Here is a 20,789-nt window from a genome sequence, read left to right as displayed (position 1 = left end):
AACCGTGCGTTAATGAGATTATTAATATAATCAAAGCTAGGGCGGGTAGACAATAATTTATAATTAAGCTGTAAATATAATTTTGATTATAATTGAAAAACAAAATTAAAAAATCTAATGGGCGGGAATTTAATAAAAGTTATAAAATATTAGTTTATATATCTATTATGAAAACTCATTAATTTCCACAATAGATATATAATTAATATAATTCTATTTTTTACATAATTCTAAGCATTTTTCTAGCCATCTGCATGTGTTTTCCTCACGCATAATAGCTCCCATCAGTACTAAATAATCGCTAAAGGCATTTGTATTTTTTTCAGGTATACTTCCATTAAATTTTTTCTGACTATCTTTTAAATATTCAAGTCTTTTTATATGCTGATTAAGATGATTTATAATCAATTCTTCTCTTGTTTGTTCTGATAAACAATCAGAGAAAAATAACTGAAGTCTAAACTCATCTTTGAATGTAGGAGGAATATCTATTTTTGACTCAAGCCATTTCATAAAATCATTTCTTCCTAGTTCTGTAATAGAATATAATTTCTTTTCTAATACAGTACCTGATATCTCTATCTTATATTCAACCATACCTTGCTTATGAAGAGATTTTAATTCTGGATATATTTGACTATGTTTTGCACTCCAGAATTCACATAATATCTCTTCAAACTCTTTAGTTATGTCATATCCAGTCATATTCTTTTGATTTAAAAGCCCCAATATAGCATACTTTAATACTCCCATAAAACAACTCCAATAATTATTATTTGTATTTCATATTATACCATTATTAAAATTAAAATCTACAGCAAAAACACACATAATAATACAGGTTTAAATAAACACGATTATATTTATATATTAGTATATACTAAAAATTCTTAAGTTTGTCAATTCTTTTATTCAGCTTTTAGCGAATCCCGTCTCACACCATGGGCTAACTTCGTCAAAGTTAGTGAAAGCTTAAAAATAATACTAAATAGTACTAATTATGTTTTATATGTAGAATAAATTATTAAATTTAACCTGAAATATAGCCTTTCGCAACTGGGGCTATACCTGCTTCTCACCGAAGGAGGACAGGCGTCACAATTGTGTGTTTCGCAGCAAAAACCTGAAATATTTTAAATTTAAAAAATTAATTTTTTGACAAACTATATTTATTAAAGTTAATATGTTAAAGTTGTTTTTAAAAAAATATAATTATCTAAAAATAAATTATTTTAAATTAATTATATTTTTCTTTCATTATAAAAAATTAAGTCTATTGAAAAATAAAAAGAAATATACTATACTTAATATATAAAATAAATTCAACAGGATAATTAATGACATTAACAAATGTAGTTACAATCAAAAGCAAAAATGGAATGCATCTAAGACCTGCAGGCGTTTTATCACAAATATCAAGTAAAAGTGCATACTCTAATATAGGAATATTTCTATTGTATAATGGTGTTAGAGCAGATGCTAAAAGTGTATTCAATATTATGGGACTTGGTGCATTTCAAGGTGCCAATCTTATACTAGAAATCGAATATGAAGATGGAATGGAAAATATAGCAAAAGAAGCTGAAAAAGAGTTATTAGATTTTTTTGAAGAGGGCTATATTTACGCTGAAGTTCCAGAAGAAGATTAACATCATAATATTTCATTTTAATTTTTTCATAAATAAAACAAAGGATATTCAATGATTAGTTATTTTGTAATAGCTATGTTAGCAATATCTATAATTGTTGTAATGATCTTAACTATTAAGTTTAAAGTTCATCCATTTATAGCAATGCTTTTAGTAGCTATATTCTTGGCATTTACTTTACATATACCAACCAATAAGGATAATAACTATATAACAGAAATATCAGCATTAATAGGAAAAGGTTTCGGAAATGCTTTGGCAAGTGTAGGAATAATAATAGTACTTGGTAGTATTATAGGTAATATATTAGAAATGTCAGGTGCCGCTCTTAAACTTGGTGAAATAGTAATAAAAATTGTAGGAAAATCTCATCCAGCATTAGCCATGAATATATTAGGTTTTATAGTATCAATACCTGTTTTCTGTGACTCTGGATATTTAATACTTACACCTTTAAGAAAAGCTGTTGCTAAAAAAAGCGGAGCTTCTCCAGTAGCATTATCTGTTGCATTATCTACAGGACTTTATGCATCGCATGCATTAATACCGCCAACTCCCGGACCTGCTGCTGTTGTTAATTTATTCGGACTTGAGGCACATTTATTAACTATCATTCTTATAGGTTTAATAGTAGCTATACCTACATCTTTAGTGGGGGCAATTTATGGTATATTTATATCAAAATATATAAAAAAGCCTAATTATCCAGATAAATCTCCTACTTATGAAACTTTAATAAGTGATATAGGAGGGCTTCCGCCTGCTTGGAAAGCATTAGCACCAATAGCTGTTCCCATTTTATTAATGGCTATTGGAAGTATCGTAAGATTTGATTCTTTTAAAATGTCAGATGGTATTACCAAAAATATATTCATATTTTTGGGGGAGCCTTCTATGGCATTATTTATAGGTTTTCTATTCTCACTTCTCTTAACACATAAATTTAATACTGAAGAGATAGCCATGTGGATAGGAGATGGTATAAAAGCATCTGGAAGTATACTTGCAATAGTTGGGGCAAGCGGTGCTTTTGCTGAAGTATTAAAATCTACAGAACTAGCAAAAATTATACCAGAGTTAGGACATATATTTGCTTCATTAAATATGGGCATAATATTACCGTTTATAATGGCATCTGCTTTAAAAATAATGCTTGGTTCATCTACAATAGCTGTTGTTACAGTAGCAACACTTTTTGCTCCTTTGCTTAATACATTAGGCTTCACTACACCTATATCGCAAATACTAGTATTAATGGCAATCGGTGCTGGTTCTATGATAGCTTCACATGCTAATGACAGTTATTTCTGGATAGTTGTAGAATTGTCTGGATTAAAAGTAAAAGATGCATACAAAGCTAGAACTTTAGCTACTTTTGTACAAGGTATTACAGCACTTATAATTATACTTATATTATCTTTCCTATTTAGATAATTTATTATATTTTATTTTTTCATTTTTTATATATAATTGTTTTATATTTAAAATTATGACTAATTGGAGAAAATAATGTTAAAAATTAAAATTATTAATAGATCTTCTAATCCTCTGCCTAAATATCAAACTGAAGGTTCATCTGGTCTTGATTTGCATGCTAATTTAGATAAACCAATAACATTAAATAAAAATGATATAGTATTAGTACCAACAGGGCTTTTTATAGAGATACCAGAAGGTTATGAAGCACAAATCAGAAGCAGAAGTTCTCTAGCATTAAAAAATGGTATATTTTGTTTAAACTCGCCTGCTACAATAGACAGTGATTATAGAGGAGAATTAAAAATTATATTGGCTTCTCTTACAGATACTCCATTTACAATAAATCATGGAGATAGAATAGCTCAAATAGTTTTTGCTAAAGTTGAAAGAATAGATTTTGAAGAAGCTGATTCTATTTCAGAAACTCAAAGAGGCGAGGGCGGATTTGGAAGCACTAATAAATAAGCATTGATATAATTGTAGTTTATATTATAATTAAAAACATGAATATATTAAAAAAACTTTTTATATTTATAATTATTCTATCTGCTGTTTCATGCGGACTTCCAGATGTTACAGGTATAACACTTGAATTAAATCAGCCATATATTACTAAAGTTATACCAGGAAATAATAAATTAGTTGTTGAGTTTGAAGCACAAAATAATGAACCTTCATTCAGCGGATACAATATATATTTTGGAGACAGTACTAATCCAAGAAAATACAGACTCTATAATCAGCAAAAAGCTCTTCCAACTATGACAGAATTAAGATCAGCAACTATTAAAAAATATTCATTTACTATAGAAATAGGCAGCTATTACTCTACTAATAGTTCTACAATAGATACATTAAGAGAAACAGATTTAGCTAATGGAATACCTATATATGTTTGGATATCATCATATCAAATAACTCCTCAATTAGAGAGCTATTATTATTATGATAATTTTGTACAAATGGGGACTCCAAGACCTGAAGCTTTAAATCAGACAATAAATGCAGATCAAAATATATCTATGGAAGGAAGAGATTTGGCAAAATTAATAAATTCTAGCGGTAAATTATATTTTCAAAATGTTGCCAATACTTCTATGATGGTTATGGCAGGAAACTCTTTAGATGATATTGTAGTTCCACCAGAAAATGGGTATGGAAATATTGATTTGGAGGTAAAGCCAAATAGATTATATTTAGTAAAAATAACAGATGGAAATAATTCCTATTATGGAAAAATATATGTGAGGAGTGTTAGCGGTACTAGTGCAGTAGTAGATTATTGCCGTCAAACAGCTGCTAATATATTGAGTTATTGATTTATGAAAAAAATATTAATTTTTATTGTACCTATAATTTTTTTATTTTATTCTTGTAACGAAGAGCTTATTACTGTAGTTGATGAATATAATTCACCTTATGAGATAAAAGCTATAGCAAGTAATAATGCTATATATATAGATTTTTGGTCTGGTATAATAGCTTCAGATTTTGCAGGTTTCAATATATACGCTGGTACTTCAGAAACATTTACTCAACCTGATAATGCTATACAAAATGCTAATAATACATATCCAACTATAATAAGTTCAAATCATACTAGAACAAATTTTGTAATACAAGTTCCCACTACATCCATGACATTCAACAATGGTACTTTATACTATGTATCTGTTACTGCTTATGGTACAAATAATTTAGTAGATAAAAAATATATAGAGACACCTATAAGTACAGTATGTCCAGTAATCCCAAGACCAGAAGGTACAGGATCAGGTACAACATTAACAGCCAATAATAGCATAATAGTTGGTACAATGGATACAACTGGAGGAAAAGTTACCGCAAGTAGTGGATGGGGTGTTCAATATTTTGGATATCAAACTAATTTTAACAGCATAGTTAATATAACAAATAACACTGATGCATCATTTGATAGTGAAGCAGTGTATTCTGTTAATGGACTTTATGTATTCAAACAAACTGGAGGAAATAGCCTAGCTAAAATTTGGATAACATCCGATAATGCATACAGATGGGCATATCAGCCTGATGCTTCTCTGTGGTGGGGCATTTAATAAATACTATTTTTTATATTCATAAATAAAATAACTGTCAAAAAAATAATTTTTTTAATTTGGATATTTCAACACCTAAATTCTTTTAAATGCTGTCTGCCTACAACAGAAGGAAGTACATTGTTAGCTATGTTGTGCAGCTGAAAAAATTGACAAATAGGTGATTATAAAATTAAATAATTTTATGCTTAATCTTATCAAGTGATATTGAAACAAATATATATAAAATAGAGCCTATAACATTTAAGCTATAGACTCTATTTTTACAACAAGGAGAACAATAAACTTACTTAATTACATTCTTGATTGTTTATCTTTCCAAGCCTTTATAGTTTTTTCAACCTCATCTCTCGAATATGAAGTATTTTTTACTATCTCATCTGGTTTCCAGCCTTGCTTATACATTTTTATTATAAACTCTTCTTTTTTACTATCTATTTTAGTATTTTTATCTTTTTTAGAAGAAGTTTTACTGCCTTTATCTGACATATATCTATCAGCATTATCAAGTAAAGTTTCTAAATATCTTACAAAATATTCAGCTCTTTCAAGATTTTTAACTATTGTTTTATCATAGTCATCATACTGATTTTTCATACGTACAAGATTTTCTCTTTGATTTTGTATTTCATCAATTATGATATCAAGCTCTTCTAATTTTGTTATAAATATCTGAACTTTCTTATCATTTTTATCTATTTTAGCAAAATCTCTCTCTAAAGAGTAAATCTTATCCATAAAGTTCTTTCTAGTATCTTCAACATCAACCATAGCCGCTTTTATACTATCAACTCTCTCAAGGATAACCTCAGTTTCTATCTCAGCTTTTCTTATTTGCTGTAATACATCGTCAGCATACTCTTCTTTATCTCTGATAAATGAAAGTTTATTTTCTATCTGAGAAGCTATATCTATAACAAGCTGTATACCTTCTTCCGTATGTTCTATCATGGCATTGTTTTCTGCTATATTGACAAATCTTTCCTGAATCTCTCCAGACATATCCATAAGCATATTAACTTTTTCCTGAGTATCTTTCAAGCTGTCTTTTTCTTTTTTAATACTAGAAGCATAGTCTAATATATCATGATGCATTTTCTTCAAGTTTTCAAACTCAGACATAGTTTTACCCATTTCTGCAGTTGTAGCCTTAGTGTCTTTTACCAAATCATTTAATTTAATAACATCATCTTTTATAGACTCTGCCATTTCTTTAGCATTATCAAATACTTTTACTGTATTCATATACTTTTGAATATCTGCTCCTATAGCATCTATTTTTGATTTCATAGCATCATACTCTAAAGATATATCATTAGTTTTAGAATCAAGCATTTTATCAATAGATGAAGTTGCATCATTCAATTTTGATTTTAAATCTTCAGTTCTATTTTCAAAATCTTTAAGTATGACATTTGTTTTCTCATCATAGCTCAAATTGATACTTTCTAATCTAGCGTCTATCTCTGAAGAATACTTAGTTATATCCTCTTCCAAAGCAGTAACAATATCTTTCATATTTGTAATTCTCTCATCATACTCATCTAAATTATCTGTATGAGCTTTGATTATTTCTTCTTTGGCATTTTGAACATATTCCTTAGCATCATTCATTAAAAGCGATAATGTTTGTTCCAAATTAGAATTAAGTCTTGCTATGTATTTTTCATATTTTTCATTAGCAGATTCTTCTATAGCATTAACATTTTCTTCTATAATATTATTAGCATCTGCTATTCTTTCATTAACAGCTTCTGATATAGAATCCTGTAAAGCAGTTAAAGATTCGCTTAAACTTTCATAATGAGCTTTTAATGCATCAAACTCAGAACTTTTCTCTTCAAGTAAAGTTTCCATTCTACCTCTAACATTTTCTATTATAGTGTCAACTTCTCCAACCTTACTATCTACAGTAGTTTTAGCATTATTTGAAAGCTCTTCCAATCTGGCATTAAATTTCTCACCTTGTGCCTCTATATCTTCAGAGTATACATTAATTTTATCCTGAAGTTCTAAGGCTTTTTCTTCTATAAGAGATTTTAATTTTTCTACAGAAGGTGCAAACTCATTTTGTAAATTATTCATCTGCTCTTCAACAGCTTTAAGTTTTTCTTTATTATCTTCTATTGAAACCACAAAATCATCTTTTATACTCAAAGCCTGTTTCAAATCAGCAACAACATCTTCTACAGAAGAAGTTATATTAGATTTAGTGTCATCCAATTCAGTATATAAAGCCTCTATTTTTTCATTATACTCTTTATAAGTTTCTAAAATAAGTTTTGAATAGTCTTCCTGATTTTTCTCCTGTCTTTCGGTATAGAACTTCTCAGTAGACAAATACATTTCTTTTAATTTAGATACTTCATTATTATGCATAGATTTAAGCTCATCAATAGCCTTTTCACCTTCAGTACCAACTGACATTTTTAATTCGCCGATAAACTCTTCCTGATAAGTATCTATTTTCTTTTTAAAGCTTGTAATATTGCTTTCAAGCTCTTTGTTCATATTATTGAAGGCAGCTGTAATTTTATTGTTAATATCATTTTCAATGCCTTCTATAGCACTTTTTACATCCGAGAATTTCTCAAACTTTTTCATCTCATTATTAATAAAGTTTTGTACAGCTTTAGTTATATTAGGTGCAAGTTCATTAGTTTCTTTTACCACAGACTCATTAAATGAAGCTACTAAATTATTAATAGATTCTTTAGCTTTATTTACATTTTCTGTTGTAAGTTTATTTTCTAAAGACTTAATATACTCTTCTGCATCTTTAACTTTAGTACTAAATGCAGCTTCTTTTTCAGCTATTTTAGCAGCAGCAACATTTGCCGCCTCCATTACAGCAGATGACAAACTGTCAATCTTATTGCGTATATTTATATCAGAGTTTTTAACCATATCCATTAGAGCTTCTCTTTCTCTGCGTACAGTTTCAACTTCCTGAGATATATGTTTCTGAGACTGACTAAGCATTCTAAGTTCATTTTCCTGCTCTTTAATATTAGCTTTTATAGTACCAATCAAAGAGTTAATATCATTTTCAGCTTCGTCTATTTTATTTATTATCTCTTTTACTTTATTATTTTCTAATTCATCTATCTGTTCTCTTGCACTTTCAACCTTATCATTAATATCTACAAGTATATCTACAGCCTCTTCTCTTAAATTATTAACTTCAGCAACTATAGCGTCTTTATAGAATTCTTTTATTCTATCTGGTGAAGCATAAGCATCTTCAAAATGAACTATTCTAGCTTCAATACGTTTTCTAAACTCTTCATTTGATTCTTCAAATACTTTGATAATATCATCTCTAAATGAATCAGTAAGATATCTCAAATCTGTACCTATAGAATCATTTTGTATGCTTTCAAACATATCTATTACTTGTCTTCTCTCATCTTCAATCATAGAAACAACATCATCTTTGTTTAGAGTATCGAATGATATTTGATTTTTCAAAGCCTCTATACTATCAATGATATCTATTTTCTCCTGATTGAATCTGCTCATAGTTTCATCTTGTTCTTTTATAAGTTCAACTATAGATTTTCTAAAGTTTATAAACTCATTAACAAGTCTGTCTCTGTCTCCTTCAATAGAATTCAATGCATCTCCTGAATAAATAGCTCCGCTTTCATATTTTATTCTTATTTCATCTATTTCAGACATTAATCTGTCTCTTTCAGCCTGCAATGCTTCTGCTAAATCTTTAATATTAGCTATTCTATCATTAAACTCATTTCTAAACTCTGACATCTCTTTAGCAATACTTTCTTTGTATCTTTTAATACTTTCAGAGAAGTCCTGCTCTAATATTTGGAAGTCATCTTTAATTCTAGCTCCATACTGCTGTGCCATATTAGCCAAGTCATTATGTGTAGGAACAGAACCCAATATCTCATCTCTTAAAGATACAAATTCATCTCTCAATTCATCTTTAAGGCTTTCTTTTTCCTCTACAAATATTTGACTTACATTATCCAAAGTAGGTATATCTCTAAGAATATCTTCTTTCATCTCTAATAATTTAGCCTCAACAGCTTCCTGTTCTTTAGATAAAACTTCAGCAACTGCTTCTACAGTAGAGTAATTATCCTCTATATTTTTCTTAAATGCTTCTAAAGTATCATTTATTCTCACTCTTTCATCTTCTATCAATTTTTCAACATAAGAAGTATCTACCTTTCCAGCTTCCATATTTTTAGCAACTTCAGCTTTTGTACTTTCTATATCGGCAGTGATGTTTTCTTTATAGCTGTCTATTAATTTTTCTATATCTTCTTTGGATACAGATTTATCTTTTAAGTTATTAATTTCTTTTCTTATCTCATCAAATGAAGATTCTAAATTAACTCTCTCAACATCTAAAAGATTATTCAAATTATCCAAATACTCTTTTTTAACAGCCTCAAATCTTTCTTCTGCTGATAAGTATTCAACTCTTACAGCTGATTTGAAATGATCAAGTTCATTTATCAATTTTGCTTTCTCTTCTTCAAAGATCTTAGCAAAATTTCTATTATCTATTTGATTATTAATAATTTCAGCTCTAAACTCTTCAAATTCATTAGCTCTGTCCACTCTTTCAGATACAAACAAGTCAGCAAGCTCATCCATATTAGGTACAGAATCTATTATTTTTTTCTTGAAGTCTTCAAAGTCATTCAAAAGCTGATTATCTTTCTGAGCTACTTCGCTACTTATTCTGTCATAAATTTCTTTTCTAAACTCATCTAAAATATTTATTAAGTCTTTTTTCTCTTTAGCTAATTCATTAGAAAGTTTCAATGTATTAGTATTAAGTTCATTATTTACTTTACTTATATAAGACTCTAATGCCTTAATTTTTACATCTACTCCTTTATTAGAACTATTAATATCCTCTTTTATAGATAGAATATTATTTTCTAAGTAATCTATAGTCTGTTTTCCTTCAGTTTTCAAAGCGTCATGTAGATTTACAACTTTGGATTTTACTTTATCCTCATATTCATTTAATACAGAATCTAATTGATCTCTGTACTTAGCTATATCATCATTCAAAGATCCCTGAATATCTTCTAAATATTTTATTCTGTCATCAAATGTATTAACCTGAGATTCTATATTAGAAATACCTTCTTCCAATTTTGAATCTATTCTATCCTGAAGTTCTAATTGTCTGTCTGATATATCTCCTTTTAATTCTTCTATCATAGACATTATTTCACTATAATGTTCATTATTTAATACATTCTCTTTAGCATTTTCTAAGCTATTTGTAATAGCATCATAGCTAGTATCTTTCCAAGAATTAAAATCTTTTTCTATAGAATCTATTTTAGTTTTTACTTCCATAAACGAATTATTAAAGTATAATTCTAATTCCTGTTTCAATACTCCAAAACTTGTAGATATAGTATCTCCATAAAGCTCAACAACTTTGTTTTCATCAGACCATACATCTTCAAAATATTCTACACGTTTTTCTAGTCTATTTTTAAACTCTTTGGCATCTTTTTCTATACTGCGTAATAAATCATCTTTTATAGACACCACACTTGCATCAAAGTTATTGAAAATATTATCCAATCTTCCTTCTAATCTGCTAAGCTCATCTTTATTTATATAAGTTTTAGGCAAAGAGTTCATCATATTATTAAACTCTCTGAATATCTCTTCCTTACTCTCTAAAATTCTATCTTCCAACTTAGTAAAGTTTGATAACTGAGGAATGATATCTTCTTTAAGCTCTTCAAAACTATCACTTAGCTGTTTAAAGTTATCATAGATAATATTCATATCTTCATGAGTTATAACATCATCAGAAACTTCTTCTGAATTATTGACAGAATTAATTATTTCCATATTGGCCATGTTATTTTTTAATTCTTCCAATTCTTCAGAAAGTCTTACAACCTCATCATTTATACTAGTATCAACACCTTTTACTTTATCTTTTATTGCCGATAAATCCTCTTCCAAATCTCCTATTTTTGAGAAGTCCTCTTTAAGAGTATTGAAAGACTCTTCCAATCTATCTCTTTCTTCTATCAAATCACTGTAATCATGATTATCCCTTATAGACATAACTTCGTTTTTAAACTCATCTATGGCATTCGATATCATTAACTTATATTCTGACAAAGAAGATTCTAAATTCATAATACTATCTTCATTATTATGAATTCTAGCTGTTAATGTCTCCATTACATCATCTATAGAAGACTGTATTCTTGCTTTTTCAGAGTCGAGTAGGGTAGGAACCTTATCATCAGCTGCAGTTAATATATCATCTTTTAATGATTCAAATGATACCTTTAAAGCCTCTACTTCTTTTATCAATAATTCTTTTTCATTGATAGAATACTGAAGCATATTATTTTTATCTAATACAGCATCTTTTATTTCATCTATAGATTTATCAAAATCCTTACTCAAAGTAAAGTACTTATTATCTATCTCTTCTTTTACATTGTTTATCTCATCTATAAGAGATAATTTAACATTTTCTATATCTTCTAATATATCAGTTACAGAAGAAATTTTCTGACTGTATTTACCGAATAATGACAATATATGTTCATTATTTGATATAAAGTCATTAACCTGAGCTTTAAATCTTTCATCTATATTAGATTTTAAGTCTTCAAATTCACCTGATAACTTAGATATTGAATTATAAAGCTCTTCTTTCTCTAAATCCATTCTATCTGAAACAAATCTAGCCTGAGTTTCCAACTGACCATTAACTTCAGCTACTGAATTTTCTATAGCTTCCAATTTTTCTGATATATCCATTAAGCCATTATAATCTATCTTATCTTTAAACTCATTGTATAAATCGGATAATTCATTTTTAATATTTTCAAATGAAGCTTCCTGTTTATCTTTAAGTTCGGTTTCATAAGAAGTTATTCTGCTTACTATCTCTTCCTCTTTATTTGCAAGTATATCATTAATTTGTACTTCCAAACTGTCAACAACATCTCTTAATTTTGCTTCAGAATCCTCAGCCATTTTAGATACTGCATTGTTTATACTTTGATTCAAATTATTAAATGAATCATTTATCATAATATCTAAATTATATTTGTTTTTCTCAAGCTCTTCTAATTTTTCTTTTATATCATCTTCTATTTTAGAAGAATACTCATTCAAATAATCATCTATATATGCTTTATTAGTATCAACTCTGGCTTTTTCTATTTCTATTTTTAAACTATTAGAATATTCATCTAAAGCCTTTATGTTACTTTCATAAGCAGATTCAAGCATTTTTGAATAGTCTTCATAGTTAGAAACAATATTTCTTCCTACATCTTCCAAGTTTCTCATTATAGACTGAGTTTCATCTAATCTATAAGATTCTATATGTTTTAATTCATCTTCGTATTTATTAACAGCATCTTCTATCATATTATTAAATCTATTAACATCAGAAGTTAATTTATTTTCTAATTCAGAAAGCCTACTGTTTACAGAAGATAATTTTTCTTCCAAACGATTATTTATTTCACTCTCTTTTCCTAATATCTCCTCTTTGATAGAAGCTATCATTTTAGCAATGATTCCGTTTTTCTTATCTTTAGAACTTTCTATAAAGCTGTCAATATTTTCTTTAGCTTCTTTTAACTGATCTAAAAGAACTGATAAATTATCATCTTTCCAAACGGATATATTGCTTTCTATTTCATTTACATGATTTTGAATATTAGAAATAATTTCAGATTTAAAATCATCTACTTCAGGTCTTATAGCACTTTCATAAAGCTTTAAAACCTTATTAGGATTTGACCAAGTATCTTCAAAATAAGAAACTCTTTTATCCATTAAATCTTTGAACTCTTTATTTCCAGACTCTAATTCATCATATAAAGAATATAATTTTTCTCTGTCATCATCAAATAAATCTCTTGAAACAGTATTATCTTCAAGTGTATCTAGTTTTTCTTCCAAGCTATATTTGAAATCTGATAACTCTTCAAACAATTTATCAACATCGCTTCTTAAATTAGAATCAACACCGTCTAAATTGCTTTTTAATGTATAAACTTCACTTTCCAAATCATAAAGTCTTTCAAACTCTTCCCTTAAAGAATTAAATGTATCTTCCAATCTTGTTTTTTCTGCTTCTAAAACTTCTACAGAATCATTATTCTTAAGTTCATCTAATTCATATCTTAATGTTTCTATATTTTCTAATATAGTATTTTTGAACTCTTCAGTGTTATTATTAGAATTGTCAATTTTTTCTAATATTTCATTTGTAAATTGATTAAATGATTCTTCAAATTTTTCTCTCTCTTTATCAAACATAGAAGGTATATCTTCTCTGTTAGATTTTAACATATCATCTTTGAAAGCAATAAAATCATCTCTCAATTTTTGAATCTGATCATTATTTAATACTATAGTCTCAAGATTAATTAATTTGTCGTCAAAGTATTTTCTTAAATTATCATATCTTTCATTAACAGTTGCTATTCTGGAATCTATCTTTTCATGCAAGTCTCTTATTCTATCTTCAAATATGCTTATATAACTTTGATTATTTTCCAAATCATATATCTTTCTCTCTAAGGCGTCATATTTATCTTCAACATTGAGAATCTTAGTGTCTATTCTTCCATAGAAATCTTTTACCTTATCTTCAATTTTCTGAATGTAGTTTTCACCATAAATAACTTCATCTGCTTTTTTCTCTATATCTTCTATAGTTTGAGACAATTTTTCATTTGAAGTATCTTCAAACTTACTCATAGATTCATTAAATCTAGTTTCCAAATCATCAAAAGAAGATTTTAATATATTATTAAGTTCTTCTCTAGCCTCATTTAATACATTCATCTTATCGGATATTTGATCTTCCAATTTTGAAGAATACTCTTTCAAATAATTATCAATATATTCTCTTTCATTAGATAAATGTTTATTTTCTATTTCTGTTAAAGCATTATCTATTTCTTCTTTAATAGAGTTAGAATACTCTTTTAATGAGTTTAATGAATTATCATAAACTTCATTGATAAGTTTAGAATAATTTTCATAAGAAGATTTTATTTCTTTACCTACATTATCTATATCATCTAAAAGTTTATTATTTTCATCTATTCTGTAATGTTCTATATTCTTTATCTCTTCATCATATTTTTCAACAGCCTCATTTACCATGTTATAGAGTTTTTCCAAATTACCGCTTATGTCATTATTTAATTTATTATCCATAGTAGATAATCTGTCCTCTATTTCATTTACCTTGCTTTCTATATTTTTCTCTATATTTTCATATATAGATTTTTCTTTTTCATCTATTTTTGACAATAGATTACTTACTATCTCTTCTCCTTTTACTTCAGAATCATTTAAATAATTAGATATACTTTCTCTAGCTTCATCTAACTGTCTAACCAATTCATCAATCTCACCTTCTTTCCAAACTGATATATCATTATCTATAGCTTCAATTCTATTTTTCAAATAATTTATAGAATTTTCAAATTTAATCTCATTATCATTTCTTATATTATCCAACTGTTCCCTTATGTCAGTAGAGAAAATAGTTTTTAACTTGCTGCTGTCTGACCAAGTATCCTCAAAGAATGATATACGTTTTTCAAGTCTGTATCTGAAATCTTTATTATCATCTTTTATCTTATTGAATAGCTCAACTAATTTTTCTCTTTCATTATTAAGCAATTCTTCAACTTCTACTTTATTATCAGAATTTGACATTAACTCTTCTTTTATAGAAGCTAGTTTACTGTCTAATTCTTCTCTTTCAAGAGAGATAATATTTTCTAATTCTGAAGATTTACTAATATTATCTTCTATTCTTCCTTTTACATCATCTATACTTGAACCCAATTTATTTACTTGTGAAGTTAAAGTATCTAATTCTATAGAATATTCATCTAAATCTCTTACAATATCATCTTTTATTCTGCTTTCAAAATCTGCAAGTTTATCTGATAAAGTTTTTACTTCATCTTTTAAGAATACATCAGTATCTGACATATTCTCTTTTAATTGATATAAACTGCTCTCTAACTTCTCTAATTTATCAAAATCATTTTTAATAGCATTAAAAGATTCTTCTAATGCTTTCTTTTCTAAAGATAATTGTTCTATAGTATTATCTTTTCTAACTGCTTCAAGTTCTGCTTCTAAATTATCTAACTTTTCTAATAAATCAAACTTATCTGATGAAATAATATCTTTTAATCTATTAACTTCATCATCTGATGAATCCACTCTTTCTATAACAGCACTAGTGAACTCTTCAAACACATGTTCGATTTCTTTCTTCTTATCTTCAAATAAAGCAGGTACTTCTTCTGCATTAAATCTTAAAGATGACTCTTTGAAAGATTCAAAATCTTTTCTTAAAGTTTCTAAACTTTCTATTAAATCATTTTTCTCTTCATTATGTAATGATAATACTTCATCTTTTTCTAATATGGAATTTTTGATTATCTCTAATGTTTCATCAAAGTCATTACTTAAAGCCTCATACTTATCTTTAATAGCATTAGTTTCTGATTCTAATCTTTCATTGACAGATTTTATTTCATTATTTAATGAAGAAATGTATTTATTAAATAATACAGCTTCCGTTTCTTTCTCCAATCTATCTAAAGCTTCTAAAACTTTCTCATTAGTTACATCTTCAAATTTAGCTATAACATCATTAAAGCTATTTTCCAAATTATTGAAAGATTCTTTCACCATATTATCTAATTCTTCTTTAGTCTCATCAAGTACCATTATCTTTTCTGATACATGATTATCTAATTTTAATGAATATTCTTTTAAATACTCATCTATGTAATTTTTCTCATTAGACAAATGTTTTTCTTCTGATTCTTCTCTTGCTTTTTCTATCTCATCTTTTACTAAAGTTGAATAATCTTTCAAAGAATTAAGAGAATTATTATAAACTTCTTCTATCAATTTAGAATAATGTTCATAACCATTCTTTATATCTTCTAAAAGTTTGTTATTCTCATCGCTTCTTAAACTCTCTATATTTTTTATCTCTTCATTATATTTACTTACAGCATTATTAAGCATACTATGAAGATTTTCTAAATTAAGACCTATATCATCAGTTAATTTCAAATCTGCTTCTGATAATCTGTTCTCTATTGAAGATATTTTTTCATCTAATTTGGCATATATACTCTTTTCTTTTATTTCTATTTTTGCCAATATATCTGAAAGCAATTCATCTGCTTTTGCATCCGAATTATCTATGTAGCTTGATATATTATTCTTAGCTTCTTCCAACTGTGATAATAATTCATTTATATTATTATCTTTCCAAGAGGATATATCACTTTCCATAGAATCCATTTTTTCTTTTAATTCATTCAAATATTCATCTTTGAAAGCAGCCATATCTGAATTAATAGATTCTAATTTTGCATTAGTATCATTAATATGCTCTTCTTTCCAAGAAACAATATTATCATTAATAGACTCCATTTTTAATTTTAATTCATTAATAGAGTTTTCAAATTTTAATTCTGTATCAGATTTTACATTTTCTATTTCAGCTCTTATATCATAAGCAAATAAACTTTTTATTCTAGCACTGTCAGCCCAAGAATCTTCAAAATATTCTATACGTTTTTCAAGTCTGTTTCTAAACTCAGTATTATCATTATTAACTTTATTGAAAAGTTCATCTAATTTTTTCACTTCTTCATTAAATAATGATTCTATACCATCATTTTGTCCAGATACAGAAAGTAAATTCTCTTTTATAAGAGATAATTTATTTTCTAATTCTTCTCTGTCTTTAGAGATAGTATTTTCTAATTCCTCAGATTTATTTAGAGAATCCTGTATATTTTCTCTTATAGCTTCTATATAACTATTTAAAGTATCTATATTAGTATTAAGAGTGCTCAAATCATTAGAATAATCTTCTAAATCTTTAGAAACATCTTCTCTTATTCTATAAGAGAGCTCTTCTAATTTAGAAGATAAATCTTTAACTTCATCTCTTAAATTTATATCAACATCTGACATATTATCTTTTAATTGATATAAATTAGCTTCAAGGTCTTCTAATTTAGCAAAATCATTTTTAATAGCATTAAATGATTCTTCTAAAGCAGCTTTTTCCAAAGACAATCTATTTACAGTATCATCATCTCTTAAAGCATATAGTTCATCTTTTAAATTTTCTATTTGTTCTAAAATTAAAGTTTTATCCTCATAAAGTATATCTTTAATATAATTAATATCACTTTCTGAAGTATTTACTCTGTCCAATAAAGTACTGCTGAACTCTTCAAAAGCATTTTCTATTCTCTGTTTTTCTTCTTCAAATAATGAAGGTATCACTTCTTTAGTTGATTTTAATACTTCTTCTTTGAAACTATCAAAATCATTTTTAATATCGTCAATTCTTGAAGACAAAAGTTCCTTTTCTGAAGCCTGAAGTTCTATAAGCTCATCTCTATCGAGTATGGATTTTTTTACTCCATCTAATGATTCAGAAACATTTTTATTTAAAGTTTCATATTTTTCTGCAAACTCATTATTATTAGCTTCGACTTTATCTGATATATTTACCAAATCAGTATCTATTCTCTGATTAATTTGAGATATTTCATTTTCTATTTTTTTGTATATAATGCCTAACTGTTCTGTTAGATAAACACTGTATTCATTTTTATCGAAAATAACTGTTTTAGCATCATTTTCTAGCCTTTTAATAACTTCTAAAAGTTTACTATTAGATTCTTTTTCAAATTTAGATATAGCATTATGCATACTTGATTCTAAATTGCCAAATGAATCTTTAATCAAATTTTCTAATTCTTCTTTAGTATTATTTAACACATCAATCTTTTCAGATACTTTATTATCCAATTTAGAAGAATAATCTTTCAAATATTCATCTATGTAATTTTTTTCATTGGATAGATGTTTTGATTCTGATTCTTCTCTTGCTTTCTCTATTTCTTCTTTTACCAAATTAGAATAATCTCTCAAAGAATTAAGGGAATTATTATAAGTTTCATTTATCAAATTAGAATAATTATCATAACTAGATTTGATATCATCTATAAGTTTTTTTGAATCCTCTAAAAGTTTATTAGATTCCAAAGCTCTATAGTCTTCTATATTTTTTATTTCTTCATCATATTTACTTAGAGCATTACCAAGCATTTCATGAAGATTATTCAAGTTAGCTTCTATATCATCATGAAGTTTTGAATCTGTTTCAGATAATCTGCTTTCTATAGATGATATTTTCTCATCTAATTCAGCATAAATATTCTGTTCTTTTTCCTCAATTTTTGCCAACACTTCAGATACAAGTTTATTTTTATTATCTTCAGTAGTATCCAAATAATCAGCTATATCTTTTTTAGCATTTTCAAGCTGATGTAATAGTTCATTAATATTATCTTCTTTCCAAACAGATATATCATTATTTATAGAATCTATTTTATTATTTAGATCATTAAGATAATTTTCAAATTTAAGCTCTGTTTCTTTCTTAACTTCCTCAAGTTCATTACGCATCTCGGACGCATATAAACTTCTTATCTTAGTACTATCTGACCAAGTATCTTCAAAATAAGTTATACGTTTCTCTAATCTATCTCTGAAATCTATACTGTCTTTCTTGAAATCATTAAATAATTTATCTAATTTTTTAGCTTCACTTCCAAATAAGCCTTCTATATCTTTATTATTTCCTAATATGTTACTTAGGTTTTCTTTTAACGCCTCTAATTTATTTTCTAAATCTTCTCTGTCTTTTAGAATATTATTTTCTAATTCCAATGATTTGTCTATAGAGTTTTGTATTTCATCTTTGATACTATCTATATCGCTGCTTAAATTATCATAATTAGATATTATGTCTTTTTCTATGCTATCTTTATCTTCAGATACTTTTTGTTCTAAGCTATCAAAACGGCTGGATAAACTTTTTACTTCATCTTTTAAGCTAATATCGGTATCTTCCATATTATTTTTTAATTCATACAAACGGCTCTCTAAATCTTCTAATTTAGAAAAATCATTCTTGATAGAATTAAAGGATTCCTCTAATGCTTGTTTTTCCAAACTAAGCTGAGTTATAGTATCATCTTCTCTTAGATTATCTATCTCTTCTTTCAAGCTGTCTATTTTTTCTAATAGAGAAAGTTTATCCTCTGATAACACATCTTTCAAATAGTTTATATCGCTTTCTGAAGTATTTACTCTGTCTAATAAATTACTTGTAAACTCTTCAAATGCATTTTCTATTCTCTCTTTCTCTTCTTCAAATAGAGTAGGGATATCATCTCCATTAAATATAGAGCCTTTTATCATATCTAATGTTTCTTCAAAATCTATATTTAAGGATTTGTATTTTTCTTTTAATTCTGATACTTCTTTATCTAGTTTTGAAGATACATTATATATCTCATTATCTATCTTAGAATTAATAGACTGTAAATGACTGTCTAATTCTGATATGTATTCTTTATAATTAAACAATCTATCTGATACTTCTGCTTCTAATTTAGACATAACACTCTCTATCTTACTGTCTGCTTCAAAATTAAGTTTGGCGATGGCTTCATTTAAGTTAGTATTAAGAGATTCAAACGAATTTTTTATCATATCATCTAATTGAGTTTTACTATCATTTAATATGCCTATCTTCTCATTTATCTGATTATCTAATCTCTCTGAATACTCTTTTAAATATTCATCTATATAGTTTTTATCTACACTAGTACCATTATTTTCTGCCTCTTTTCTAGCTTTTTCTATCTCTGATTTTATTCTGTTAGTATATTCTGATAATGAAGATAAGGAATCTTTGTATGTATTATTTATAAGTTTAGAATAATAATCATAGCCTGATTTAATATCTTCTAATAATTTAGAACCTTCCTCTGTTCTATAATGTTCTATATTCTTTATCTCTTCATCATATTTATTTACAGCATTATTTACTATAGACTGTACTTCTTCCAAACCTCTAGCTATATCATCTGATACTTTGTTGTCTACTAAAGACAATCTGCTTTCTATCTCTTCTATCTTACTGTCTATTTTTCCGTAGATAGAGTTTTCTTTCTCTTCTATTTTTGATAATATCTCAGAAATTAATTCTTCTTTCTTTCCTTCTGTAGAATTTAGATATTCTTCTATATTTTCTCTAGCAGTTTCTAACTCTTCCAATAGATCATTAATGCGTACATCTTTCCAACTAGATATATCTTTATCTATACTTTCTATTTTGTAACTTAAATCATTAAGATAATTTTCAAATCTTTTTTCTGCTGCATTTTTTACTTCTTCAAGTTCATTACGCATCTCTGAAGCATACAAACTTCTTATTTTAGTACTGTCTGACCAGGTATCTTCAAAATAAGTTATACGTTTCTCTAATCTATCTCTGAAATCTATACTATCCTTTTTGAAGTTATTAAATAATTCATCTATTCTTTTAACTTCATTAGAAAACAATCCTTCTACAGTTTCATTATCGCCTAATATATTTATTAAACTTTCTTTTAGAGAATCTATTTTATTTTCCAAATCTTCTCTATCTTTTAGAATATTATTT

Annotated in this window: 7 protein-coding genes; 5 read left to right on the top strand and 2 right to left on the bottom strand. The window is 26.9% G+C overall.

The annotated features are described in order from the left end of the window. Positions 1-213 precede the first annotated feature (213 nt). Positions 214-753, bottom strand: coding sequence for a PadR family transcriptional regulator (locus KQ44_RS03590; RefSeq protein ID WP_096736273.1), 540 nt, complete (start codon positions 751-753; stop codon positions 214-216). Positions 754-1,337: 584 nt separating this feature from the next. Between KQ44_RS03590 and KQ44_RS03585 the strand changes: the two genes are divergently transcribed. The 5 genes from KQ44_RS03585 to KQ44_RS03565 all read left to right on the top strand — a co-directional run bounded on the left by KQ44_RS03585 (position 1,338) and on the right by KQ44_RS03565 (position 5,206). Further along, on the top strand, positions 1,338-1,649 hold the full coding sequence (locus tag KQ44_RS03585; RefSeq protein WP_020006070.1) for an HPr family phosphocarrier protein: 312 nt from the start codon (positions 1,338-1,340) through the stop codon (positions 1,647-1,649). Between the two features lie 51 nt (positions 1,650-1,700). Further along, entirely contained in the window at positions 1,701-3,083 is a 1,383-nt protein-coding gene (locus tag KQ44_RS03580) for a GntP family permease (RefSeq protein WP_096736272.1), read from the top strand. Positions 3,084-3,158: 75 nt separating this feature from the next. Further along, on the top strand, positions 3,159-3,593 hold the full coding sequence (gene dut, locus KQ44_RS03575; RefSeq protein ID WP_096736271.1) for a dUTP diphosphatase: 435 nt from the start codon (positions 3,159-3,161) through the stop codon (positions 3,591-3,593). Positions 3,594-3,631: 38 nt separating this feature from the next. Further along, entirely contained in the window at positions 3,632-4,447 is an 816-nt protein-coding gene (locus KQ44_RS03570) for a hypothetical protein (protein WP_096736270.1), read from the top strand. Positions 4,448-4,450: 3 nt separating this feature from the next. Further along, positions 4,451-5,206: a hypothetical protein gene (locus KQ44_RS03565; RefSeq protein WP_096736269.1), complete on the top strand. Its 756-nt coding sequence runs from the start codon at positions 4,451-4,453 to the stop codon at positions 5,204-5,206. A 294-nt stretch (positions 5,207-5,500) separates the two neighbouring features. Here the strand turns inward: KQ44_RS03565 and KQ44_RS03560 are convergent. Beyond that, positions 5,501-20,789, bottom strand: a 15,289-nt coding sequence (locus tag KQ44_RS03560) for a hypothetical protein (RefSeq protein WP_096737779.1), incomplete at its 5' end; no start/stop codon positions are given.

Origin of the sequence: Brachyspira sp. G79 (assembly GCF_002379365.1) — a bacterium.
Classification (GTDB): domain Bacteria; phylum Spirochaetota; class Brachyspiria; order Brachyspirales; family Brachyspiraceae; genus Brachyspira.
The sequence above is the reverse complement of the archived record's forward strand: the minus strand, read 5'-3'. Positions and strand labels throughout refer to the sequence as shown.

Excerpts from the sequence above, each read along its gene's own strand:
- KQ44_RS03580 (WP_096736272.1), top strand. The coding sequence starts at position 1,701 with ATGATTAGTTATTTTGTAATAGCTATGTTAGCAATATCTATAATTGTT.
- dut (WP_096736271.1), top strand. The coding sequence starts at position 3,159 with ATGTTAAAAATTAAAATTATTAATAGATCTTCTAATCCTCTGCCTAAA.
- KQ44_RS03585 (WP_020006070.1), top strand. The coding sequence starts at position 1,338 with ATGACATTAACAAATGTAGTTACAATCAAAAGCAAAAATGGAATGCAT.
- KQ44_RS03565 (WP_096736269.1), top strand. The coding sequence starts at position 4,451 with ATGAAAAAAATATTAATTTTTATTGTACCTATAATTTTTTTATTTTAT.
- KQ44_RS03570 (WP_096736270.1), top strand. The coding sequence starts at position 3,632 with ATGAATATATTAAAAAAACTTTTTATATTTATAATTATTCTATCTGCT.
- KQ44_RS03590 (WP_096736273.1), bottom strand. The coding sequence starts at position 753 with ATGGGAGTATTAAAGTATGCTATATTGGGGCTTTTAAATCAAAAGAAT.